The sequence below is a fragment of the Bradyrhizobium sp. NBAIM08 genome, assembly GCF_020193935.1.
GTDB classification, from domain to species: domain Bacteria; phylum Pseudomonadota; class Alphaproteobacteria; order Rhizobiales; family Xanthobacteraceae; genus Bradyrhizobium; species Bradyrhizobium yuanmingense.
In genome coordinates this window covers 1,204,816-1,225,504 of record NZ_JADYVR010000001.1, presented here as the reverse complement: position 1 = coordinate 1,225,504, position 20,689 = coordinate 1,204,816, and the positions used below count along the sequence as shown (strand labels likewise).

General features: G+C 64.2%; 21 protein-coding genes. 12 read left to right on the top strand and 9 right to left on the bottom strand.

What is annotated here, in order from left to right; all coding sequences use genetic code 11:
* Nucleotides 1-4 precede the first annotated feature (4 nt).
* Nucleotides 5-373, bottom strand: a complete 369-nt coding sequence (flgJ, locus tag I6F37_RS06100; RefSeq protein ID WP_225124687.1) for a flagellar assembly peptidoglycan hydrolase FlgJ — start codon at nucleotides 371-373, stop codon at nucleotides 5-7.
* Entirely contained in the window at nucleotides 373-1,497 is a 1,125-nt protein-coding gene (locus I6F37_RS06095; protein WP_036027924.1) for a flagellar basal body P-ring protein FlgI, read from the bottom strand. The genes flgJ and I6F37_RS06095 overlap by 1 nt, the downstream gene beginning before the upstream one ends.
* 283 nt (nucleotides 1,498-1,780) lie before the next feature.
* Between I6F37_RS06095 and I6F37_RS06090 the strand changes: the two genes are divergently transcribed.
* Nucleotides 1,781-2,194: a flagellar assembly protein FliX gene (locus tag I6F37_RS06090; RefSeq protein WP_036027923.1), complete on the top strand. Its 414-nt coding sequence runs from the start codon at nucleotides 1,781-1,783 to the stop codon at nucleotides 2,192-2,194.
* Between the two features lie 12 nt (nucleotides 2,195-2,206).
* Here the strand turns inward: I6F37_RS06090 and I6F37_RS06085 are convergent, their stop codons facing one another.
* Entirely contained in the window at nucleotides 2,207-2,578 is a 372-nt protein-coding gene (locus I6F37_RS06085) for a helix-turn-helix domain-containing protein (protein ID WP_025037390.1), read from the bottom strand.
* A 163-nt stretch (nucleotides 2,579-2,741) separates the two neighbouring features.
* Here I6F37_RS06085 and I6F37_RS06080 point away from each other — a divergent pair, with 163 nt between their 5' ends.
* The 5 genes from I6F37_RS06080 to I6F37_RS06060 all read left to right on the top strand — a co-directional run bounded on the left by I6F37_RS06080 (nucleotide 2,742) and on the right by I6F37_RS06060 (nucleotide 7,796).
* Complete coding sequence (locus I6F37_RS06080; protein ID WP_036013109.1) at nucleotides 2,742-3,353, top strand: NAD(P)-dependent oxidoreductase; 612 nt, start codon at nucleotides 2,742-2,744, stop codon at nucleotides 3,351-3,353.
* 217 nt (nucleotides 3,354-3,570) lie between these two features.
* The gene (dksA, locus tag I6F37_RS06075) at nucleotides 3,571-3,936 is read left to right on the top strand and encodes an RNA polymerase-binding protein DksA (protein ID WP_085966600.1); all 366 of its coding nucleotides are present in this window, start codon (nucleotides 3,571-3,573) and stop codon (nucleotides 3,934-3,936) included.
* 456 nt (nucleotides 3,937-4,392) lie between these two features.
* Entirely contained in the window at nucleotides 4,393-5,421 is a 1,029-nt protein-coding gene (locus I6F37_RS06070) for an aldehyde reductase (RefSeq protein ID WP_225150567.1), read from the top strand.
* An 82-nt stretch (nucleotides 5,422-5,503) separates the two neighbouring features.
* Nucleotides 5,504-6,283, top strand: a complete 780-nt coding sequence (locus I6F37_RS06065; protein WP_225147600.1) for a 2-keto-4-pentenoate hydratase — start codon at nucleotides 5,504-5,506, stop codon at nucleotides 6,281-6,283.
* Between the two features lie 346 nt (nucleotides 6,284-6,629).
* Complete coding sequence (locus I6F37_RS06060; protein WP_225150565.1) at nucleotides 6,630-7,796, top strand: PcfJ domain-containing protein; 1,167 nt, start codon at nucleotides 6,630-6,632, stop codon at nucleotides 7,794-7,796.
* A gap of 134 nt (nucleotides 7,797-7,930) precedes the next feature.
* Here the strand turns inward: I6F37_RS06060 and flgH are convergent, their stop codons facing one another.
* From flgH to flgF, 4 genes are read right to left on the bottom strand one after another with little or no spacing between them, the layout of a single operon-like run.
* Nucleotides 7,931-8,695 carry a flagellar basal body L-ring protein FlgH gene (gene flgH, locus I6F37_RS06055; RefSeq protein WP_225150563.1) on the bottom strand — a complete coding sequence of 255 codons (765 nt, stop codon included), beginning with the start codon at nucleotides 8,693-8,695 and terminating at the stop codon, nucleotides 7,931-7,933.
* Nucleotides 8,696-8,699: 4 nt separating this feature from the next.
* On the bottom strand, nucleotides 8,700-9,830 hold the full coding sequence (gene flgA, locus I6F37_RS06050) for a flagellar basal body P-ring formation chaperone FlgA (RefSeq protein ID WP_225150561.1): 1,131 nt from the start codon (nucleotides 9,828-9,830) through the stop codon (nucleotides 8,700-8,702).
* A 10-nt stretch (nucleotides 9,831-9,840) separates the two neighbouring features.
* Nucleotides 9,841-10,629, bottom strand: coding sequence for a flagellar basal-body rod protein FlgG (gene flgG / locus I6F37_RS06045; RefSeq protein ID WP_036013098.1), 789 nt, complete (start codon nucleotides 10,627-10,629; stop codon nucleotides 9,841-9,843).
* 16 nt (nucleotides 10,630-10,645) lie between these two features.
* Entirely contained in the window at nucleotides 10,646-11,407 is a 762-nt protein-coding gene (flgF, locus tag I6F37_RS06040; protein WP_128264476.1) for a flagellar basal-body rod protein FlgF, read from the bottom strand.
* 383 nt (nucleotides 11,408-11,790) lie between these two features.
* Between flgF and fliL the strand changes: the two genes are divergently transcribed.
* Genes fliL through I6F37_RS06020 form a run of 4 tightly spaced genes read left to right on the top strand, consistent with a single transcriptional unit; the run spans nucleotide 11,791 to nucleotide 14,724 of the window.
* Nucleotides 11,791-12,288: a flagellar basal body-associated protein FliL gene (gene fliL, locus I6F37_RS06035; protein ID WP_036027917.1), complete on the top strand. Its 498-nt coding sequence runs from the start codon at nucleotides 11,791-11,793 to the stop codon at nucleotides 12,286-12,288.
* Nucleotides 12,289-12,307: 19 nt separating this feature from the next.
* Nucleotides 12,308-13,510: a flagellar motor switch protein FliM gene (fliM, locus tag I6F37_RS06030; RefSeq protein WP_036027916.1), complete on the top strand. Its 1,203-nt coding sequence runs from the start codon at nucleotides 12,308-12,310 to the stop codon at nucleotides 13,508-13,510.
* Nucleotides 13,507-13,953 (top strand): DUF6468 domain-containing protein, encoded by a 447-nt coding sequence (locus I6F37_RS06025; RefSeq protein ID WP_074448249.1) that lies wholly within the window; start codon nucleotides 13,507-13,509, stop codon nucleotides 13,951-13,953. The genes fliM and I6F37_RS06025 overlap by 4 nt, the downstream gene beginning before the upstream one ends.
* Before the next feature lie 9 nt (nucleotides 13,954-13,962).
* Nucleotides 13,963-14,724 (top strand): MotE family protein, encoded by a 762-nt coding sequence (locus I6F37_RS06020; protein ID WP_036013086.1) that lies wholly within the window; start codon nucleotides 13,963-13,965, stop codon nucleotides 14,722-14,724.
* Nucleotides 14,725-14,793: 69 nt separating this feature from the next.
* On the opposite strand, the gene I6F37_RS06015 is transcribed toward I6F37_RS06020, so the two are convergent.
* Nucleotides 14,794-15,033 (bottom strand): hypothetical protein, encoded by a 240-nt coding sequence (locus I6F37_RS06015; RefSeq protein ID WP_036013084.1) that lies wholly within the window; start codon nucleotides 15,031-15,033, stop codon nucleotides 14,794-14,796.
* Nucleotides 15,034-15,310: 277 nt separating this feature from the next.
* On the opposite strand from I6F37_RS06015, the gene I6F37_RS06010 reads away from it, so the two are divergent.
* On the top strand, nucleotides 15,311-15,508 hold the full coding sequence (locus tag I6F37_RS06010) for a hypothetical protein (protein WP_074448248.1): 198 nt from the start codon (nucleotides 15,311-15,313) through the stop codon (nucleotides 15,506-15,508).
* A 21-nt stretch (nucleotides 15,509-15,529) separates the two neighbouring features.
* On the opposite strand, the gene I6F37_RS06005 is transcribed toward I6F37_RS06010, so the two are convergent.
* Nucleotides 15,530-19,621 carry a VCBS domain-containing protein gene (locus I6F37_RS06005; protein ID WP_225150559.1) on the bottom strand — a complete coding sequence of 1,364 codons (4,092 nt, stop codon included), beginning with the start codon at nucleotides 19,619-19,621 and terminating at the stop codon, nucleotides 15,530-15,532.
* Nucleotides 19,622-20,019: 398 nt separating this feature from the next.
* Between I6F37_RS06005 and I6F37_RS06000 the strand changes: the two genes are divergently transcribed.
* Nucleotides 20,020-20,646, top strand: coding sequence for a FecR family protein (locus I6F37_RS06000; RefSeq protein ID WP_306469098.1), 627 nt, complete (start codon nucleotides 20,020-20,022; stop codon nucleotides 20,644-20,646).
* Nucleotides 20,647-20,689 lie beyond the last annotated feature (43 nt).

Below are 20,689 nucleotides of genomic sequence, written 5' to 3'. Positions count from 1 at the left end.
GACCTTATGCCGTGCGGATCGTTTTCGCCTGCTGCAGGATGAGGGTACGGTAGACGTCGCTGGCGATGCCGACGCCGCCGGCCTGGGCGAAGTTCTTGGAATATTGCTCGGTCAGCATCGAGCGCCATACGCCGGTGCCGGGCGTGTCGCCGAACGGGCCTTCGCCTTTCAGGCCCGAGGTCATCTGCGCGAACATGCTGTTGAGGAACATTGCCTCGAAGTCGGTGGCGGTCTTCTGGGCCTTGGCCTGTTGCTGCGGCGAGACCCTTTGCAGCGCGGCGGCGAGCTCGAAGTCCGGCCGGCCGTTCCGGCTCTCGACCGAGAAGGCCGAACTGGTGGCGAGGCGCGGGGTGTTGATCGCGCTGGTCTGCATCACATCACCTCGATGTCGGCTTCGATGGCGCCGGCGGCCTTGATCGCCTGGAGGATGCTGATCATGTCGCGGGGGCCGATGCCGAGGCCGTTGAGGCCGTCGACGAGCTGCTGGAGCGAGACGCCGTCCTTGACGAGCGCCAGTTTCTTGCCGTCCTCGGTGACGGTGACGCTGCTGCGCGGCGCGACCACGGTGCGGCCGCGTGACAGCGGATTGGGCTGGCTCACTTGCGGGCTCTCGGAGATGGTGACCGTGAGGTTGCCCTGCGCCACCGCGACGGTGGCGACGCGGACGTCGCGGCCCATCACGATGATGCCGCTGCGTTCGTCGATGACGATCTTGGCGGCGAGATCAGGGTCGACCTGGAGCTGCTCGATCTCGGTGAGGAAAGCGACGACGTTGCCCTTGAACTCGGGCGGGATCGACAGCTGCACCGTCGAGGGATCGATCGGCTCGGCGGTCTTGACGCCGAGATAGTCGTTGATTGCGGCCGCGATGCGCTTGGCGGTGGTGAAGTCGGGATTGCGCAGCGCCAGGCGGACGTTCGGCAGCCGGTTGAGCGCGAACTCGATCTCGCGCTCGATGATGGCGCCGTTGGCGATGCGTCCTACCGTCGGCACGCCGCGCACGATCTTGGCGGCCTCGCCCTCGGCCTGGAAGCCGGAGATCGCGAGCGAGCCCTGCGCCACCGCATAGACGTTGCCGTCGGCGCCGAGCAGGGGGGTGACCAGCAGTGTGCCGCCCTGGAGATTCTTGGCGTCGCCGAGCGCGGACACGGTGACGTCCATGCGCGTGCCCTGGGTGGCGAAGGCCGGCAGGTTGCCCGTGACCATGACGGCGGCGACGTTGCCGGTGCGGATGGTGGCGCCGCGGATGTTGACGCCCATGCGCTCGAGCATCGCCTGCAGCGACTGCTTGGTGAAGGGGATGTTGTTGAGAGTGTCGCCGGTGCCGTTGAGGCCGACGACGAGGCCATAACCGATGAGCTGGTTCTGCCGCACGCCCTCGATATTGGCGAGGTCCTTGATGCGCGAGGTCGCCGCCGCCGAGGTGACCGACAGCGCCAGCGCCGACAGCGCGGCGCAGGCCAACCCAACAATCCTCACCCAACGAACGCCTGGCATCTCTGCTCCCCAAGGCCCCTAGAAAAGGCTCCTCAAATCGGACAGGACTTGCACGACACTCCCATGACGAGCTGGTCCGGCGCTTTCCTTGCGAGCGCTGTGCCAACGCCTGGTGGCGAGCTAGGTGGCTGAATAGCTTGAATAAATCTGTTGCGTCCGCTGTCAGCACTCGTTCGCCCTGGGGAGCGAAACTGCCGGCTGTCGGCAGATTTTGCCGGGCCGTTTACGCAGCGTTAACCATAAGACAGCGAAGGTGAGGCATCGATCACCCGGATTCTTTCCGATGCGCATCTACGGACCGAACGGTACGACGCTTGGCACGCCGGCCAGCCAGGCCAAGCGGACGGGCTCCGGCAGTTTCGTGCTGCCCGACACCTCATCTGCGCAGGAGACGCGGAGCGCTGCCGCACCGAAGGCGGCCGCCAACATCGATGCGCTGCTAGCGTTGCAGGGTGTCGAGGAGGATCCGGTCGAGCGCCGCAAGCGCTCGGTCGCCCGCGGCAGGACTGCGCTCGACGTGCTCGACGATCTCAAGATGGGCCTGTTGTCCGGCAATCTCGACGCCTCGACCGTGATGCGGCTGCGTGATGCGGCGGCCCACCTGAAATCGTCCTCAGGCGATGCCGGTCTCGATGCGGTGCTCTCCGAGATCGAGCTGCGAGTCGAGGTCGAACTGGCGAAGGCCGGGCAGGCGTAGTCACGGAGGCTCTTACGCCGCTTCCTCCTTCAACTGCGCATCATAGCGGCGCTGGGCGGCGAGCACGTCTTTCAGATTTTGCTCGGCCCAATCGCGTAAGGGATCCACAGCCGCCGCCAGTGTCAGGCCGAGCTGGGTGATCGAATATTCCACCGTCACTGGCACGGTCGCGATGGCGCGGCGCCTGATCAGGCCGTCGCGTTCGAGCGACTTGAGCACCTGGCTCAGCATCTTCTGCGAGATGCCTTCAATCGTGCGGCGCAATTGATTGAAGCGCATCGGCTCCTCGCGCAGGAGCAAGAGGATCAGCACCGCCCATTTGTCGCCGACGCGATCGAGGATTTGGCGGGTGGGGCAGTTCGCTGCGTAGACGTCGGGTTTCATCGTCGGTTCTCGGAAATCCATACCGTTGCTTGGCATCTGCGTGCCGGTTGTACGCGATCAGTTACCTCAGCGTAATCAGGTAAGCACAAAGTGCTCTCTTAACACCAGCATTCTTTGCGATATCTAGTCTCTGTCAGTTACCATAGAAGCAAAGGAGCCTTCCATGAAAATCGCAGTCGCCGGCGCCTCGGGCCGGGCGGGGTCGGAGATCACCAGGGAACTGTCCCGCCGCGGCCACACGGTCACGGCCATCGCCCGGAACCCGGAAAAGATTGCGGCCCTGCCGAACGTCACGCCAACCAAGGGGGATGTGCTCGACCAGGCGGGCCTCGCCAAACTGTGGGCCGGTCACGACGTCGCCGTGAGTTCCGTGCACTTCCTGGCCAGTGATCCGCTCAAGCTGATCGGTGCGGCGAAGGACTCCAAGGTCGGTCGCTACCTCGTGGTGGGCGGCGCCGGGAGCCTCGAGGTTGCCCCGGGCGTGAAGCTGGTCACGACTCCCAATTTTCCGGCCCAATACAAGGCCGAAGCGGAGGCGGGCTCGGCCTTCCTGGATCTGCTGCGGCAGGAAAAGGACCTGAACTGGACCTTCATCTCGCCCTCGGCGCTGTTCGAGGAGGGGGAGCGCACCGGCAAGTTCCGGCTCGGGACCGACCAGCTTCTCGCAGATGCGAACGGCAAGAGCTGGATCACCTTCGCCGACTACGCCATTGCGCTCGCCGACGAGATCGAAAAGCCGGCCCACCTGAAGCAGCGCTTCACGGTCGGCTATTAAGGGCGGCCAGCTGCCTCCAAGCCCTCAAGGATAAACCTTCCTGTGCAAGGGCTTGGGGGCGCGGATCGGGCGGTGAGGGAAATATTGTCTGTCACGGGAGGCCACTATATAAGGCCCGGCTCAACGGACCCCGGTCCGTCCGCGAGTCGTTGCTTAAGAAGATAGGCCTCCCTTGGAAAAGTTGAAAAACTACCGACCGACCGACAAAGAGCCTTTCATGAACGACCGGCAGAAGGAGTACTTCCGTTTGAAGCTCCTCGCCTGGAAGGATGAGATCCTCAAAGAATCCAAGCTCACCCTGCAGGCTCTGCAGGAGGAGAACGTGAACCACCCCGATCTCGCCGATCGGGCCTCGTCCGAAACCGACCGTGCCATCGAACTCCGCGCCCGCGACCGCCAGCGCAAATTGATCGCCAAGATCGATGCCGCGCTCCAGCGTATCGAGGACAACACCTACGGCTATTGCGAGGAAACCGGCGAGCCGATCTCGTTGAAGCGGCTCGAGGCCCGGCCCATCGCGACGCTCTCGGTGGAAGCGCAGGAGCGCCACGAGAAACGCGAGAAGGTCTATCGCGACGAATAAGGTCCGAGCCGCAGAGATGCGGCTCTTTGTTTTTGGACGCAGGGCGCCATTTCGCGCCATGCTCCGCATATTGCCCATAGCTTGCCGTCGCGCCCACCATGGCGACAGCGCGATCGCGAAAAGTGAATCGCGATCAACGGGCTAGACCGGATTGCTCCGAGCTCACGTGAGTTCGGATGAGAAACAGCCTTCACTTCAGGTGCGGGAGATTTTGCGAGTCGCATCAACGAGATCGACTCTGAAGTTGAGACGCTGATCCAGCTGCATCAAGCATCGCTGCAATCAGGCCTGCTGCGACGTCCCAAGCCGGGTATCCCCATTAAGCCTGGGCCAGCTCAATATTTCCTTAAACGCCGGCAGCAGGCCGTACGCCGATCGAGCGCCGCAAAGGCGCCAACACGAAGCGCGCCGTTCTTCAGCGCTAACAGAGTCTCCAGCTTGCGGGGAACGTGGGTCATGAGCACTGTTCTGGTCACCGGCGGGTCGGGCTTCGTCGGCATCCATGTCGTCCTGCAACTTCTGACCGCCGGCCATGCCGTGCGGACGACGGTGCGCCGGCCAGAGCGCCAGGCCGATGTGCTCGCCATGCTGCGCGAGGGCGAGGCGGCGACGCCCGAGAGCGTGGCCTTCGTCACCGCCGATCTGACCCGGGACGACGGCTGGGCGGCGGCGGTCGCGGGCTGCGACTACGTTCTCCATGTGGCGTCCCCGCTCTCGACCAACGTCCCCACGGACGAGAACGAGATGATCATCCCCGCCCGCGACGGAACGATCCGGGTGCTCCGGGCCGCGCGCGCGGCCGGTGTCAAGAGAGTCGTCATCACCTCGTCGCTGGGCGCGATCGGCTATGGCCATCCGCCGCGCGACAAGCCGTTCGATGAGACCGAATGGACCAATCTCGCCGGTGTCGACGGCCAACCCTACGTCAAGTCCAAGACGCTGGCCGAGCGGGCGGCTTGGGATTTCGTCGCGCGCGAGGGCGATGGGCTGGAGCTGTCGGTGATCAACCCCGCCGGCATTTTCGGGCCCGTGCTGGGGCCGGACTTTTCCGGCTCGATCGAGATCGTCAGATCGCTGCTCGACGGCGCCATGCCGGCCGTGCCGCGGGTCTATTTCGGCGTGGTCGACGTCCGCGACGTCGCCGAGCTGCACCTGCGGGCGATGACTGCGCCGGAGGCGAAAGGCGAGCGCTTCATCGCGGTCTCCGGCGAGACCATGTCGATCCTCGACATCGCCGGCGTGCTGCGGCGGGAACTCGGGCCGCGAGCGCGCCGGGTTCCGCGGCTCCAGGCGCCGGACTGGCTGGTGCGGCTGGCCGCGCGCCGGATTTCGCTGCTGCGTGCGGTCGTGCCGATGCTCGGAATGATCAGGCATTCCACCAGCGCCAAGGCCAAGTCGCTGCTCGGCTGGCAGGCGCGCTCCAATGAGGAGGCGATCCTTGCGACCGCCGAGAGCCTGATCCGGCTCGGCCTCGTCAAGGGGTGAGGGCATGCTGCCCGCGCTTGTCAGGCCGGGGCGGGGATGCTGAAGTGCCGCCTTGGACTGCGTAGCGTGGGAGGCGGCGCCGATGGACAAGATTCTCGAAGCCGCAAAGGCGATCGCGCTGGCGCGTCGCAACCACGCCCCGCTCGCGGCGCTGGAGCGCCCCCCTGCGGACGAAGCCGAGGGCTATCAGGTCCAGCGCACCCTGCACGATCTGCTGCTGCCGCATGTCGGTCCGCTCGTCGGCTACAAGATCGGCTGCACCAGCCAGGTGATGCAGGACTATATCGGCATCCCGCACCCTTGCGGCGGCGGCGTGTTCCAGAAGGGCGTCCATGACAGCGGCGCCAAGCTCGCCGCCTCCAATTATGTCCGCGTCGGCGTCGAATGCGAGATCGCGGTGCGGCTGAAGCGGGACCTTGCCGCCGGCGAAGCGCCCTTCACGGCCGAATGGGTCGGCGAGGCGGTCGAGTCCTATCATCCCGCCATCGAGATCGTCGACGACCGCTACGTGAAATGGGAGACGATGGGCGCGCCGACCTTGATCGCCGACGATTTCTTTGCCGCCGGCTGCGTGCTGGGTCCCTCGGTCCCGCGCTCGTTGGTGCCGGACCTCAAGGCGGTCAAAGGCCGCGCCATCGTCAACGGCGAGGAGGTCAGCCACGGCACCGGCGCCGACGTGCTCGGCCATCCCCACAACGCGCTCGCCTGGCTCGCCAACCATCTCGCCGCCGAAGGCAAGGGGCTGCACGCCGGGCAGCTCGTGCTCACCGGCAGCCTGGTGAAGACGCTGTGGCTGAAGGCCGGCGACAAGGTGCGGATGGAGCTGGACGGGCTCGGCGTGGTGGAGGCGGAGTTTACGTGAGCGGCATTGGTCCTCTCCGCAGTCATTCCCCGCGAAGGCGGGGAATCCGGTACGTCGCGCCTTCGCCAAGGCTTCGGTGGACAAGTCGCTGCGCTCGCAATGGCGGAGTGTGCTGTCGCGGCGTTGCAATAATGTCGCGGACCTGCCTCGCAGTACGCAGCTTCTGACACATCCCGACAAAGGCATCTTGCGCCCGCCGGCAATCGGGTCTATGAGCCCCGTCCCATTCAACCTGCGCGTTCAAAATTGAGGAGACCAGCCGTGAGTACTTTGTGGCGATCGACACATTCCGTGCCGACGCTCTCAGTGCGTCCGGCTGACAGTCATCCAATCATGTTGAACGACAATGGCACAGTCATTGATTCAGCGCCGGCGGGAGGCCGAGCGCGCGCGGGTTGAAGCCTACGAGCTGTCGCTGCGGCATGTGTCGCAGCGGACGCGTCCTCCACCGGATTTCGAGAACGCGATCAAAGAGGCCAGGCGTGGCTTCGAGGCGAACGTCCTTCGCGATGCTTCGGCATGGAAGCCGCAGCTGAAGACTCGCGACGCGGCGCGTCTTCGTCTTGGCGCCGCCCGCTATCTCTTTGCGCGCTATCCTGTCGCTGAGCATCTGGAGCAGATCTGGATCGACAGCGCGGGACTGAGCCGCGACGAGATCATGTTGCGCAAGCGATGGTATGTCGTGGCGGCCGGCGGCGGTTCGCTCTACGCCGCCGGTGCGGCCGAATGGCTGTCTCGCAAGGAGGTCCATGCCTTCCTCAATCCGTTGGGGAAGGTCGGCTTCGAGGCTGCGATCTGGCAGGCGATTGCGCGTTCCTATGCGACCGATCCCGCTGTTGCGATGCGGATCGCGCGCACCAGGATCACGCAGACGCAGCGCGCTCAGCATCGCTTCTGGCGCGAGGTGGTGCGCTTCTTCTGCGCGCAACCCACCACGGTCGAGGACATGGATGACTTCCATGACTACCTCGCCGATTGCCACCGGCGTGATCCAGAGTACACCCTCAAGGGGCGTTCACTGGTCTCGCTTGGGCGGCAGATGCGCGAATGGCATCGCGATCTCGATGCGATTGCTCGTATCGAGGCCGCACGCCGTCGCGCCGAGGCGGCGCGAAACCGTGCGGGGGGGCTGGCAGCAGGCCCCGAGCAGAGCGAGGACCGTTGGCCCGGTGCAGCGATCGCGGACTGGTCATGGACCAAGTCGTCCAAGGACCGCGCCAAGCGCGAAGAATATGTCGTGGTCCAGTTGCGGACCGCAGCCGATCTCGTGGCTGAGACGCGGGGCATGCGTCACTGCGTCGCCACTTACGCGACAAAGTGCATTGCCGGGCATGCCTCGATCTGGTCGCTCCGTCGCCGTGCCTCGGGTGACGTCCAGCGGCTGCTGACCATCGAGCTTGATACCCGTTCCAGGGCGGTTCAGGTTCGTGGGTTTGCGAACCGTCCGCCGTTTGCCGAGGAGTGCAAGATCCTCCAGCGATGGGCGCAAGCACGCGGGATCATGCTGCTGTGAGAGAAGCCTGCGCCGCTTTGGCGGCGCAGGCAAAATACATGCGGCCCTCGCCAGGGGAGCTAGCGAGGGCCGCGTAGTACATCGTCGTTCGCGCCTTTAGTTCGCGAGCACGATGTGGGAGCTCTTGAAGGGGCTTAGAAGGGCAGCAGCACGTCCATGACCTGCTGGCCGTAGCGCGGCTGCTGCACGTCGGTGATCTGGCCGCGGCCGCCATAGGCGATGCGGGCCTGGGCGATCTTGGTGGAGTCGATGGTGTTGTCGCTCTGGATGTCCTCGGGGCGGACGATGCCGGCGACGATCAGCTCGCGAATTTCGAAGTTGACGCGGATCTCCTGCTTGCCTTCGACCACCAAATTGCCGTTCGGCAGCACCTGGGTCACCACCGCGGCGACGTTGGTCTGCAGAGCTTCCTTGCGGTCGACGCTGCCCTTGCCCTCGCTCGAGGAGGTCGAGTCGGCGGTCAGGATGCGGCCGGGGAGGATCTTGTTGGCCTGGGTGATCGTCTGGGAGCCGATGAAGTCCGTGATCCCGGAATCTTCCTTGTTGCTGCGGCTGCGCGAGGTGTCGTTCTCGATGTTGGCCTTGTCGGTGATGTTCACGGCTACCGTCAGGAGATCGCCGACCTGGCGGGCGCGCTGGTCCTTGAAGAAGGCGCGGCTGCCGTTGCGCCACAGCGAGTTCGGATTGTAGGAGGCGACCTCAGGCTTGGGCATCGGCATCTGCACCGGCTTGTAGCCGGGCTGCGTCGTCGGGTTGTCGATCGCCGACAGCTTCGGCTGCTCGCCGATCTGCGACAGGCGGTCGATCGAGGAGCAGCCGCTCGCCAAGCCGCAAATTGCAAGCAGCAGGGCAGAGATCGCGATGCGACGAAGGCGGGAGGCCGAACTGAACGTGGACATGAATCTACTCTGACTTGGCTGGAGCTTGCGAGAGGCGGACTTGCGGAATCTGGGCTTGGGCGATCTCGGCTGCGGACGCGGGTGCCTGGACCAGGCTCTGCGCCAGGGCAGCGGCCGCCGGCACGGGGTCGCGCTTGACCGACGAGGTCTGCTCGACCGCCGGTGCCATCGGTGCGGACTGGCTGGCGCCCTGCACCGTGATCTGGCCGCGGCCGGTCACGATGCCGGTCAGCGTGCGCTTGGAGTGCAGATTGAGCACGCTGACGGTGTCGCCCTCGGCGCCGCTCTCGATCGCCTTGCCGCGCGTGGTGAGATAAAGGCCGGGCACCTGGTAGATGATGGTGACCGCCTGGTCGCGCACCACGAAGTCGGGCCTGACGAGGTCGGCGGCGCGGATCGGCGTGCCCGCGCGCATTGCTCGGCGCAGCTGCATGCCGATGCTGCGGTCGCGCGAGGCAGGCTCGCCGGCGACCTCGGCCTTCGGCCGGCGCTCCAACGACAGGTCGGAGGATTTCAGGAGATCGGCGCGGTCGATGTCGCGGGTCAGCACGGCCACCTCCACCGTCTCGATTGCGGTGCCGGTGAAGCGCAGCTGGGTCGGCGCGGCGTTGCCGTCGTTGGCGATCTCGAAGGCGATGTCGAAACGCGTGCTGCGGGCATCATAGCGGGTTGCGACCGGCTGCAGCGCGCCGCTGTTGGAGGCGTCCAGCCGCATCTCGGCGACGCTGCGGTCGAACGTGATGGTGATGTTGGCGGCGTCGCCGAGGCCGAAGCGGCGCTCGAGCGCCGCGGCGACGGCGTTTTCGATATCCTTGCTCGCGAGCGTGCGGGCGAGGCGGGTGACCTGGACCTCTTTGATGTCCCCGGTCATGACGCCGATCACCTGCTTGGCCCGCAGGACCGAGAGCACCTGGCCTGTCGTCAGCGTGCCGGTGGTGCCGAGATCGGGCGAGCGGTAGACCGGGATCAGCGCGGCCGATCCGGCGTTGTCGATGAGATCGCCGATCCGCACCACGTCCGAAGTCACCGTGACGCTTGCGCGCAGCGTCGGCGCGGCGATGAAATCGTCGGCGGCCGCTGCCGGCAAGGCCAGCGCGAGAAGGGTGGAGATGGCGGCGAGGGTGGCGCGGATCATGGTCATCACCTCAGCGGAACAACGCCGTGGTCGATTGCATCATCTGGTCGGCGGCGCTGATCACCTTGGCGTTCATCTCGTAGGCGCGCTGGGCGGCGATCAGGTCGCTCATCTCCGAGACAACGTCGACATTGGCCTGCTCAAGGCTGCCTTGCGTGAGCTTGCCGTAACCCTCGGTGTTCGCGGTGCCGTCCTGCGGCGCACCGGACGAGGGCGTCTCGGTGAACTGGTTGTTACCGACCGGCTGCAGGCCCGCCTTGTTGATGAAGCGCGTGACGCCGATCTGGCCGACGATCGAGGAGGTGGTTGAGCCCGGCAACGTCACCGAGACCTGGCCCTGCTCGCTCACGGAGATGCCCGAGGCGTTGTTGGGAATGGTGATAGTGGGCTGCACCGGATTGCCCTGCGCGGTGACGACGCGGCCCTGATTGTCCATCTGGAAGGTGCCGTCGCGGGTGTACTGGAAGGTACCGTCGGGCATCAGGATCTTGAAGAAGCCCTCGCCCGAGATGGCGAGGTCGAGGTCGTTGCCGGTCTGCGACAGCGTGCCTTGGGTCATGCTGCGCGGCGTGCCGACGGTCTTGACGCCGCCGCCGATGTCGACGCCGACCGGCAGGATGGTGCCCTGGTCCGACGATTGGGCGCCGACGCGGCGGACATGCTCGTAGATCAGGTCCTGGAACGCCGCCGTCTGCTTCTTGAAGCCGGTGGTGCGGAGGTTGGCGATGTTGTTGGAGATCACCTGAACGTTGAGTTCCTGTGCCGCCATTCCGGTCGCTGCGGTGTGAAGCGCCTGCATCTCAGTTCTCCTTCAATCAGGCCGGAACGTCGGCGAGCTTCTCGATCGCCGATTTGTGGAGGTCGCTCTGCTGCTGCAGCAGGTTGGCGACCGCGGCGTAGCTGCGCATCACCTCGACCATGCGGGTCATCTCGCCGACCGCATTCACGTTCGACTTCTCGACATAACCCTGCTGCAGGGTGGACTTGGTGTCGGGCTGCTGGTTCGCCGAGCCGGCGGCATAGAGATTGGCGCCGAGCTTGGTCAGCTTGGCCGGATCGTCGAACGAGACCATGCGGATCTTGCCGCGGATCGAGTCGGTCCGCGCCGTGCCCTCGAGCACCGTGACGGTGCCGTCGGGCGCGACGTTGATGTCGTGGTCGGTCGGCTGAAAGGTGATCGGGCCGGCATTGCCAAGCACGAGATTGCCGTCGGCGGTGACGAGCTGGCCGGTGCTATTGAGCGAGAACTTGCCGTCGCGGGTATAGAACTCGCCGCCGTTGGCCTGCACCGCGAAATAGGCGCCGCCGTTAATCGCCATGTCGAGCGGATTGTTGGTCGGCTCCAGCGGCCCCTGGCTGATGTTGCGGAAGGTGCCGCGGTCCTGGACATAGGAGACCCGGCGGTCGCGGCCGATGAAATTGTCCTCACGCGCGTTCGAGTTCAGATATTCCTCGAACAGCGAATGGTCGGATTTGAAGCCGTTGGTGTTGGCATTGGCGACGTTGTTGGCGATGACATCCATCTGCCGCTCCAACGTCATCTGCCGTGACAAGCCGATCAGACGCGCGTTCTGCATCGGAAATCTCCCCTGAGCGGATCTGCCATTTCGCTCTCCCAAGCGCCTTGGCGGACCCCGTGACCGAGACCGTCGGGTTCTCCCAAACCGTGAAGTCTCGGCCCCTTCTCAGCGAAAGCCGTGCCAATCAGGAAAATCACGTAACTTCAATGTGTTGGCGACTTTCGAGCGGCGCGAGCAGGCGGCAGAAAGGTTCTGTTAGCCATGTTTGCCCGGCAGATTTTTCCTAGCGGCGGCCCAATCGAAAGATTCCGTTAACCATTATTACCGTAGCGTTTGCGCATCAGAGGAGCGCATTGCGCTGGGGCATTCGTATCGCGTCATTGTCTGCCAGGAGGCTTCGCTCTTTCGACCCCTTTGAGAGATGAACGGGCGCGGCAACCATGGCAGAGAACGAGGAAGGCGGCGCAGCCGCTGATGGCGCGGAAGCCGCTCCGCCGAAGAACAAGCTCAAGCTCATCATCATGGTCGTCGGCGCGCTCGCCGTGCTCGGCGGCGGTGCTGCGACCTGGTTCTTCTTCTTCCGTCATAGCGGCGATGAGCATCATGCCGAGGCCGCGCCGCCGCCGAAGCCGCCGGCCTTCGTCGACGTTCCCGACCTGATGGTCAACCTCGCCGGTTCGCCCGGCGAGCGCGTGCAATATCTGCGGTTGAAGATCGTGCTGGAGCTGAAGGAAGAGAAGCAGATCGAGGCGATCAAGCCGACGATGCCGCGCGTCACCGACATCTTCCAGACCTATGTGCGCGAGCTGCGCCCGTCCGACCTCAACGGTTCGGCCGGCATCTTCCGCCTCAAGGAGGAGCTGACCAAGCGCGTCAACGCGGCGGTCGCCCCGATCCAGGTCAGCGCCGTGCTGTTCAAGGAAGTCGTGGTCCAGTGAGCATGACGGACTAGGGATCATGGCGGGCAACGACCAAGTCGACCAGGATGCAATTGCCGCCCAGTGGGAGGCCTCGCTCGATAGCGAGGATCCCGCCGAGGCGGCAAAGGCTGCCGCCGAGAACGAGCTATCGGAGACGATGGCCCTGCAATGGGCCGCCATGGTCGAGGACGGCAGCCGCGATCTCGGCACCGGCAAGAATTCCGGCGAGCGGGTGTTGTCCCAGGAGGAGATCGACAATCTCCTCGGCTTCACCGTCGGTGACGTCACGCTCGACGACCATTCCGGCATTCGCGCGATCATCGATTCGGCGATGGTCTCCTACGAGCGCCTGCCGATGCTCGAAATCGTCTTCGACCGCCTGGTGCGGTTGATGACGACCTCCTTGCGCAATTTCACCTCCGACAACGTCGAAGTCTCGCTCGACCGCATCACCTCGGTGCGCTTCGGCGACTACATGAACTCGATCCCGCTGCCCGCCGTCCTCACCGTCTTCAAGGCCGAGGAGTGGGAGAACTTCGGCATGGCGACGGTCGATTCCAACCTGATCTATTCGATGATCGACGTGCTGCTCGGCGGCCGCCGCGGCACCAGCCAGCTGCGCATCGAGGGCCGGCCCTACACCACGATCGAGACCGAGCTGGTCAAGCGGCTGGTCGAGGTGGTGCTGGCCGACGCCGAGCAGGCGTTCCGGCCGCTGTCGCCGGTGACCTTCTCGATCGACCGGCTCGAGACCAATCCGCGTTTCGCCGCGATCAGCCGTCCCGCCAACGCCGCGATCCTGGTGCGCCTGCGCATCGACATGGAAGACCGCGGCGGCAACATCGAGCTGCTGCTGCCTTATGCGACCATCGAGCCGATCCGGGGCGTCCTGCTCCAGATGTTCATGGGCGAAAAGTTCGGCCGCGACCCGGTCTGGGAGGGCCACTTCGCCACCGAGATCGTGCAGGCCGAGATCGCCGTCGACGCCGTGCTCTACGAGGCCGACATTCCGCTCAAGCAGCTGATGCGGCTCAAGGTGGGCGACACGCTGCCGCTCGACATGCGCGCCGACGCCAACGTCACCGTGCGTTGCGGCGACGTCACGCTGACTGAGGGGCGGATGGGCCGGGTCGGCGACCGCGTCGCGATCCGTGTGACGAAACCCTTGCGCAAGCCAAGTACGACACTTGCGATGTTCGAGAAGGTGGACGAGCAGAACAAGATGATGGAGGCCCCATGAACCACTCCCTGGGAATGGCGATCGAGACGCTGGTGGCTATCCTGCTGATGCTGACGATCGTCTACTGCGTCACGCTCAACAAGCGCTTGAGGCGGCTGAAGGCGGACGAGCATTCGCTGAAGGCCGTCATCGCCGAGCTGATCACCGCGACCGAGATTGCCGAGCGCGCGATCGGCGGGCTGAAGCTCGCCGTGCGCGACGTCAACGAGAACCTCGGCAGCCAGCTCGCCGCCGCGACGCAGATGTCGGATCAGCTCTACAAGCAGCTCGGCGAGGCCGACAACGTGGTGCGGCGCCTGTCCAAGATCGCGATCGCCGCGCGTCCCGTCACCAATCCGGAGACGGTCGCCGCGCCCGCGCCCAAGCCGTCGTCCGCGAAGGCGGTGGCGGCGGCCGCCGAAGCCTTCTCCGAGCGCCGACGATCCAACGGCCTTGCCGCATGAAGCCTGGGTATGAAGTCATTTCGTAACATCCGCGTCATTCCCGTCGTCCTGGTCGCCGTCGCCGGCCTCGCCACGCTGAAGGTGGCGGGCCTTGCGATCAACGGCGGCTATGTCTTCGACTACAAGCCGAACCAGGGCAAGAAATCCTGGGCGGAAGAGAACCTGAATTTCCCGACCGGCCGCGAGGATCCCGACATCACCGGCTCGACCCCTGCGCCGAAGGAAGCACCTAAGCCGGCAGCGCCCGAGACCAAGATGGAGGGTGGCACCGTCGTCAAGATCGACGAGGGGCAGCCGCAGGTCTCGGCCGCGGAGCGCGCGATCCTGGAACGGTTGCAGGCGCGGCGTCAGGAGATCGAGGCGCGCCAGCGCGAGATCGACATCCGCGAAAGCCTGCTCAAGTCGGCCGAGAAGCGCATCGAGACCAAGGTCGAGGAGATGAAGGCGGTGGAAACCCGCATCTCCGCGACCCAGGCCGAGCAGAAGGCCGCCGAAGCCCAGCGCATGAAGGGCCTCGTGACCATGTACGAGGGCATGAAGCCCAAGGATGCCGCGCGGGTGTTCGACCGGCTCGAAATGGGCGTGCTGATCGAGATCGCCTCGGCGATCGCGCCGCGCAAGATGTCGGACATCCTGGGCCTGATGTCATCGGAAGCCGCCGAGCGGCTGACCGTCGAGATGGCCCGCCGCGCCAATGGCGGCGGCGATCAGTCCGCCTCGGCCGGCGAATTGCCCAAGATCGACGGCAAGCCGACGCAAAAGCCGAATTGAGGGCTCGAGGAGAAGCGCGCTTTCAATCCGCGCGCTGTCGACTGAAGCCCAGAGAAATGCCTCGTGCGCCTAATTCGCGAAGGCCTGTTGCACCCTGCGAACAGGCGGGCGCAACTGCTGCTCCATCTGGGCGAGGATATTGACCTGCTGCTTGATCAGCGCCGCCTTCGAGACGCGGGTCACGAGCTGCAGGGTGCTGTGGCAACAGGCACATTCATATGTTTTCAGGGCATATCCTCTTGCAATCGGGACGATCGCGACGACCGCTCTTGCTCTGCTACACACAATGCAACCGGCTTCTCCGCTCATTGATTACCCCCAGAGCTAACCAATGCGATTTGCATCGCCGAGATTCACATCTGATTCAGAGTCGCGCGCGAACCGCAACGAGCCGAAGGTTGTGAGTGCGCGCGCTCAGCAACCCGTCAAGGTGGAAATCAGAATCCCGTGGCGGATGCAGCCGGGGCAGGCGGCATCCTCCGGGACTGCGATGACTTGACGCGCGCAGGTGTGAAGTGGCGTACAGTGGTGCTCAAGGCGCCGTCCTACGCTTCGGTCATTCCAGTCGGCAGCGCAGGAGGAGGCCATGAACTACTCGTCCGCAGCAGAACGCGTCATCGAGGCCGTCAACCGGATGCTCATAGCGGCGATGACATCCGCATGGACATCCGCGCTAAGCCATCAGCATGCCGCGCCGCCGGATGGCGAGGCCGGCAACGATGATCAATCTTCTCTTGGCGAAGAGAGCTCCTCGGCGCCCGATGGCGCCGGGACGCAACACTGAAGAGCCCATTGGCTCGGGGCGTCACAAGATCAGATCGTGCAAGCCGTGGCCGTGAGCCGGACTTGGGCCATGAGGCGGATCAACATCGGGCGGAGATGGTTCAGGCGTGAACGCCAGTTCGAGCCCGTGGAATCCTCCAGCGTGGCCGGGATGACCGGCGAGGTCTAGATGATCCGGCACCACGCTGTGCTGTGAGCCCTGCGAAGCGTTATCCTTGAACTTGAACGACTCGCCGAGCTGCTGCGTCTCGCTTGCAAGCGAATGGTTGGCGCCTCCGCTCGACGACTTCAGAAGGCTCGGATTGAGCGTCGCCTCTGCCATTCCATCGTTGGCACGACCGTGGCCATGCGCCGCCTCGTCGGCGTTTCCTTGAGGCGAGGCGCCGTGATTCCCGGCATTGTTCCCCGGTGCAAGCCCGCGCCCGGCGTGCTGTTCGGCGGCATGCTGGTCAAAATTCAGCGCGGCGATGGCAATGTCAGGCATGTGGCCGCTTCCAGCAATCGCGCCACTTTTGGCCAGCAATGCTGTGTCGGGACCGGCCAGGTGGTCGAAGACAAAACTGGCCTCCGTCGGTGCGGCGACGTATTGCGACATCGTAGACGGTCCGCTGCCCGAAGGAGCTACCGCAACAATAGCGAGTGTTTCGGTCGAGGGCGTTTGCATCGGGTCCGAACTGGAGATGCTCGAATATTCAGTTTGTTCGATCTGGTCCGAAGGCGTATCCAGGTTGTGGAGCGGCTCGCTTGACTGGATGTCCGGACTCTCTGCGAGGAGCGTGCCGTCGCCGCTTCCGGAGTCGGACGAGATTTCGGAAGTGATCGTCATTAGCCCGGCCGCATCACTCTGCAGGGTTGCGGTGAGGTCGGTCAGCTCGCTGGCGACCGCCACTACAGGCGCCGCTGGCGCCAGGATGAAGTCCGAGGCATCGACGGTTGCAATCCCCTGCAAATGGATTTCGAGCAGACTGGAATCGCCGATGTGCAGGGTCTGGTCCGTTGAGTTGACGTACACGATGGTTTCGTTCGACGCGCTGTCATAGATCCAGGCGATCGTATGTGGCGGCACCGTCGTGTTGGTTGAGCTCAACGCCAGGATGGCAAACCCGAGCGCGCCAAAGGCGGTCAGGTCGATCCTGTCCGCTCCCGATGCGAAGTCGGTGATGGTGTCGAACTGACCGGCACGGGAATCGGCAACGAACAAATATGCGAAACGATCGTTGCCATTGCTGCCGGTGAGTTGGTCCGCACCAAATCCGCCGGTTATGGTATCGGCGCCGTTGTTGGCGTTTACCGTATCGTTTCCCGAGCCGCCGTAGATGGCATCATTGCCATCGTTGCCCTTGATCGTGTCATTGCCTGAGCCGCCATAGAGAACGTCCGTCTTGCCGGTCCCATTGACCGTATCACTGCCGGCTCCCGCATAGATGACCTGACCTGTGTCGCCGCCGCCGGCGATGGTTTCGCTCCCCGGCGTTCCGTACACGTTCGGAGGATCGGAGATCACGACGGATCCGGTGGCCAGGTTGTCAAAATCGTTGGGGTCGGCATCACTGGCGCCATGAATGGCGACGGTCACCGTCTGCGTGGTACCGTCGATCGCGGTCACCGTGAATGTGTCGGTCAGGGTGTCGCCGGAATCGAGAGCCTCAACCACGCTGTTGTTGTTGTCGAGGGTGTACGTCCATGCGCCGGCTGCGGTCATCGTGAAGGTGCCGTATCCGTCGTCGCTCGCGGTCGGTGAAGAGATCGCGGTGAACGTATTCGGCGCGTTGTCGACGTCGGTACCGGTCAGCGTGCCAGTCGCGATGGGAGCGCCGGGCGAGAAGGTTCCTGCCTCGGTCACTGAGCCGGTCGTGGTGCCGGAAATGAGGGCCGCGTCGTTGCTGCCGTGAATGGTGATCGTCACCACCTGTGGCGTGCCGTCGAGGGTCGTGACAGTAAAACTGTCGGTGAGTGTGTCCCCGACATTCAGCGCCTGCACCGCGCCGCTCGCATTGTGGAGCATGTAGGTCCACGCGCCGGCGGCGGTTAGCGTAAAGGTGCCATAACCATTCGTGCTTGCCTTGGGCGAACTCACTGCTGTGAAGGTATTGGACGCATTGTCGACGTCGGCGGCAAACAGCGTGCCGGTTGCGCTCGGGCTGCCCGGTGTCGCATTGGCAACGCCGCCGGCCTCGGTCACCGCACCGGTCGTGGTGCCGGAAACGATGGCGGCATCGTTGGTGCCATGGATGGTGACCGTCACCACTTGGGCGGTTCCATCCAGAGTGGTCACCGTGAACGTGTCGGTCAGCGTTTCGCCGGTATTGAGCGCCTGCACCGCAGCGTTGGCGTTATCGAGCGTGTAGGTCCACACGCCGGCAGCCGTCATGGTGAAGGTGCCGTAGCCGGCGGCGCTCTGCGTCGGCGAGCCGACGGCCGTGAATGCATTTGCGATCGTGTCCACGTCGGTATCGGTGAGGGTGCCGGTCGCGATGGGCGTGCCGGGGTTAGCACTGGCGACGCCGCCAGCCTCGATGACGGCGCCGGTCGTGTCGCCGGAGATGACCGCTGCATCACTGGCTCCCTGGATGGTGATCGTCACCACCTGGGGCGTGCCTCCGATCGTGGTCACCGTGAAGCTGTCGGTTAGCGTTTGGCCGGCATTGAGCCTCTGCACTGCGAGGTTCGAATTGTCCACGGTGTAGGTCCACACGCCGGCAGCCGTCATCGTGAAGGTGCCATAGCCGCCGGTGCTCGTCGTTGGCGAACTCACGGCCGTGAACGTATTTGGTGGGTCGTCGACGTCGGTATCGGAAAGCGTGCCGGTCGCAATCGGCGTGCCGGGCGTTCCATTGGCAATGCCGCCAGCCTCGACGATCGAGCCGGTCGTGGTGCCGGAGATGATTGCAGCGTCGTCGACACCGTTGATGGTGACTGTGAACGTCTGACTCGCAGAACTGAGGCCGTCGGAAACCGTGATGACGAAACTATCGGTCGTGGGCGCCTTCAGCGCGTTGATCGCGATGCTGTCAGGCACGAACGTGTAGGCGCCGCTCGTACTGTTGACGTAGAGCGTTCCGTACGGACCGGGCTTTGACAGGTCGTATGTCACTCCGCCGAGGACCGTCTCGCCGGCGGTTGCCCCTATGACGCCAAAGGTCAGCTTGGCGCTGCCGCTGGTGCTGCTGGCAGCGAAGATTCCGCTCGTCGCAGTGAATGTATCAAACACCACCGTATCGAGCTCGGTCGGCCCCGCTCCGGTGCTGAGTGTCGGCGGTATGGGGTCGAAAACGGGAATGGCGAATGGCGACACAGGCGCCAGCAAATTCTGCAGCGAGGGCGCGTCGGGCTGAATGAAATTGATCGGCTGCAGCGATTGGGTTTTGACGAAGGGAGGCGTGCTCGAGCCATGCGGCCCCTGTCCGTCCAGATTGGCGAGCACGTCCTGCTGTGCGGCGCGCAACTCGTCCATGCGAGCGGCCGAGTTCGCGACCTGATTGACACTGATGGTGGATCCCACTTTCTTGACGATGATCGTTTCGCCGGGATCATCGACGATGATGTGCCGTGGGATCGGCTCCTTGGTCACGAGCTCAAAGGCGCCGTGCGCAAGGTCCTTGTAAGTGATGGAGTCGTCATCCAGGAATGTGACGTCCGGGTCCGCGGCCTCGGCATTTTCCGCGACCGAGAAAGTCAATGCTGCAAGCGTCAGCATTCCGAAACCGCCCGCGTGACTCCGGGCGCGAATACCTGCAATTGGCGTATTCAGCTGGATAGACCCGGTTTCTCCCAGCCGACCTGGTACGAAACTGAAGCTGCCTCGGGTCACGTCGAACAGGGCTGTAGGTGACGTGCCTTCGACGTCGAAGACGAATTCGCTCAGCGCCAGGCGCGTGTCGCAGGAGATGTTGAAGAGAGTACCGTCGATGAAGCGAATCGTGATCTGTCCGTCGGCGTCGGTCTCTATCACGTCGGCCCGGTAGACAGGCGCGCCGGCTACGGCCTGTGTGGCGACGCCACTGGCTCGCGCGAGCGTGCCGCAGCCGATCGTTGTATGAATATGGCCAATGATTTGGACGGGCAGGGCCGCGGCGGCCCTATTGCCAACCTGGACATCGGATGCAACCAACATGGCTCGACCTCGCCTGGGTGATCGATTCAGGCTCGGCGTGCTGCCATGGTCTTTCGGGGCGGCCCTCGCCAAGGGACAAATATCCTGGGCGCTGGCAGCCGAAGGCTTGCCCGCCGAAATCATCAAGTCTGGTCCAGAGAGACGCATGGCGCGGGGACGGCGGCGCGTAATGCCATTCCCGGCGCATATCCCTCCCGCTAAAGTGATTAAATTGACAAACGAGAGCTTATTTAATTTGTGGCCGCTTCCGTAGGGCCGCGGTAAATTAGAACGATTAAAATTATTAAACAAGAAATTTATTTATTGCGGCGGCGCTTCGCGGTTCAAGAAGTGAGCCGCCGCTAGCGGTAGGATCTTCTCGGAAAGGGCGGATCATGTGCAGACCTACGACAGCCGCTTTGGCGACCGGCTTGGTCTTGGCGCTAGCCAATTTCTCGCCGAGTGCGGCTCAAGCGCAAGTCGATTCCACCGGGCCCGCCGTCGCCAGCTCGTCTTCCAAACCGATCGGGAAGGTGGCGACGGCCACAGGCTCCGTCACGATCGAACATGCGGGCGCAGTGATCGTTCAAGCGAATGTCTCAAGTGAGCCCGGCCAGGCCAAGAGGGGTGATCCCGTATATCTTGGTGACGTGGTGCTGACCGGAGACGACGGCCGGGTCGGAATAAATCTTAGCGACGGCAGCTCGTTCAATTTATCGAGCAACGCCCGTATGGTGCTGGATCACTATGTGTATGAGCCGGCCGGCAAGTCCAACGCGACCCTGTTCAGTCTTGCCAAGGGAACGTTCACTTTTGTTGCGGGCAATGTTGCGAAGACCGGCGATATGAAGGTCGATACGCCCGTTGCCACGTTGGGGATCCGAGGTACGACGCCGCACATCGAGATTTCTGATGACGGGTCAGCCAAATTTTCGACGCTGATCGAAGAGGGCAAAAGCAAGGTCCTGAAGAAGCCGCCGGCCGGCGCGGCGCCGGAGCCCGATCGAAGCGCCAATCGCAGGCTCATTATCTGTCGGGGATGCTGAGAAGTTTGCTCGGCCGAAGCCGCCGTGATGCCGGCGCAGCGTC